Raw genomic sequence first — 1974 nt, forward strand, 5'->3', positions numbered from 1 at the left:
TAACACGTTCTGCTGGTAAGGATAGGTCCGCATCAATAGTTAACCCTTCTCGATTAAAGTCATCAATCACGTTAAACAAACGGCAACGTCGACCATCTGAGAGTTGATCATGCATAAAATCCATTGACCAACATTCATTGATTTGTTCTGGCACCGCTAAGGGTTCAGGCTTTTCACGGACTAAGCGTTTATGAGGTTTGATGCGCATGTTGAGCTGTAGCTCACGATAAATACGGTAAACACGCTTATGGTTCCATGGATAACCACAGACATTTCTGAAGTAGAGAAAACATAGCCCAAAGCCCCAGGTACGCTGATTTTGAGTCAGCCCGATTAATTGCTCAACAATCAACTGATTCTCATCATTAAGTTTAGGCTGATAACGGTAGCAGGTCTCGCTGATCTTAAACGTCCGACAGGCAGATGCAATACTGAGGTGATAAGTCACCACAGCCTGTTTGGCCATCGGCTTGCGGTCAGCGGCCTTCACCACTTTTTTGCCATGGCTTCCTGTATGATCTCTGCCTTGAGTTTTTCTTCGGCATACATCTTTTTAAGACGACGGTTTTCTTCTTCGAGTTCTTTCATTCGAGTGATTAAAGAGGCATCCATACCACCGTACTTGGCTCGCCACTTATAAAAGGTCGAATTACCAATGCCATGCTCGCGACACAGCTCCGCCACGGGCACTCCTGCCTCGGCTTGGTTTAAGATGCCCATGATTTGACTGTCTGAATAGGTTTTATTTTTCATCGTGATCTCCTAGTAATTAGCTTATTAGAAAACTCTACGACTGACCTCTATTATTTTTCGGGGGGATTACCCTACCATCGGCGATGCGTTGTTATCTCTTCGCTTTTCGACAGACGAAAAAAAACCAGTCGCTTGGACTGGCTTTTCGTATTTTAATCTTGATAACGACCTACTCTCACATGGGAACTCCCACACTACCATCGGCGATGCCACTTTTCACTTCTGAGTTCGGGATGGGATCAGGTGGTTCAACGACTCTGTGATTATCAAGAAATTCTGTTTGTAATGCTTGATACGCAATCAAACTTTACGAATTAGGTGTCTTTAACAATACTTTTTGAATAGTCTTCTCTTTGTTAGAGAAGTTAACGATAACCAAGCTTCAAACCAGCTTGCGATGTTTTACCATCTTTCTAAATCGTAATATAACGCTAAACCATTTTGGCGTTATATGGTCAAGCCTCACGAGCAATTAGTACAGGTTAGCTCAATGCCTCACAGCACTTACACACCCTGCCTATCAACGTCGTAGTCTTCAACGGCTCTTTAGGGAACTTAAAGTTCCAGTGAGATCTCATCTTGAGGGAGGCTTCCCGCTTAGATGCTTTCAGCGGTTATCCCGTCCGAACGTAGCTACCCGGCAATGCCACTGGCGTGACAACCGGAACACCAGAGGTTCGTCCACTCCGGTCCTCTCGTACTAGGAGCAGCTCCTCTCAAATCTCAAACGTCCACGGCAGATAGGGACCGAACTGTCTCACGACGTTCTAAACCCAGCTCGCGTACCACTTTAAATGGCGAACAGCCATACCCTTGGGACCGGCTTCAGCCCCAGGATGTGATGAGCCGACATCGAGGTGCCAAACACCGCCGTCGATGTGAACTCTTGGGCGGTATCAGCCTGTTATCCCCGGAGTACCTTTTATCCGTTGAGCGATGGCCCTTCCATACAGAACCACCGGATCACTAAGACCTACTTTCGTACCTGCTCGACGTGTCTGTCTCGCAGTTAAGCGCGCTTTTGCCTTTACACTCTTCGCATGATTTCCGACCATGCTGAGCACACCTTCGTGCTCCTCCGTTACTCTTTGGGAGGAGACCGCCCCAGTCAAACTACCCACCACACAGTGTCCTCGATCCCGATTAGGGACCTGAGTTAGAACCTCAAACATACCAGGGTGGTATTTCAAGAGTGGCTCCACCCGAACTAGCGTCCGGGTT

The 1974-nt window shown here is 47.2% G+C and carries 2 rRNA genes and 1 pseudogene; all 3 read right to left on the bottom strand.

Features of this window, described 5'->3' with window-relative positions:
• Nucleotides 1–753 (bottom strand): annotated as a pseudogene (locus MED121_RS23990) (transposase); the annotation flags it as partial.
• Between the two features lie 156 nt (nucleotides 754–909).
• Nucleotides 910–1024: ribosomal RNA gene (gene rrf / locus MED121_RS00075) — 5S ribosomal RNA — on the bottom strand.
• 180 nt (nucleotides 1025–1204) lie between these two features.
• A 23S ribosomal RNA gene (locus MED121_RS00080) occupies nucleotides 1205–1974 on the bottom strand; the annotation flags it as partial.

It is taken from the genome of Marinomonas sp. MED121, assembly GCF_000153025.1.
Lineage (GTDB): Bacteria > Pseudomonadota > Gammaproteobacteria > Pseudomonadales > Marinomonadaceae > Marinomonas.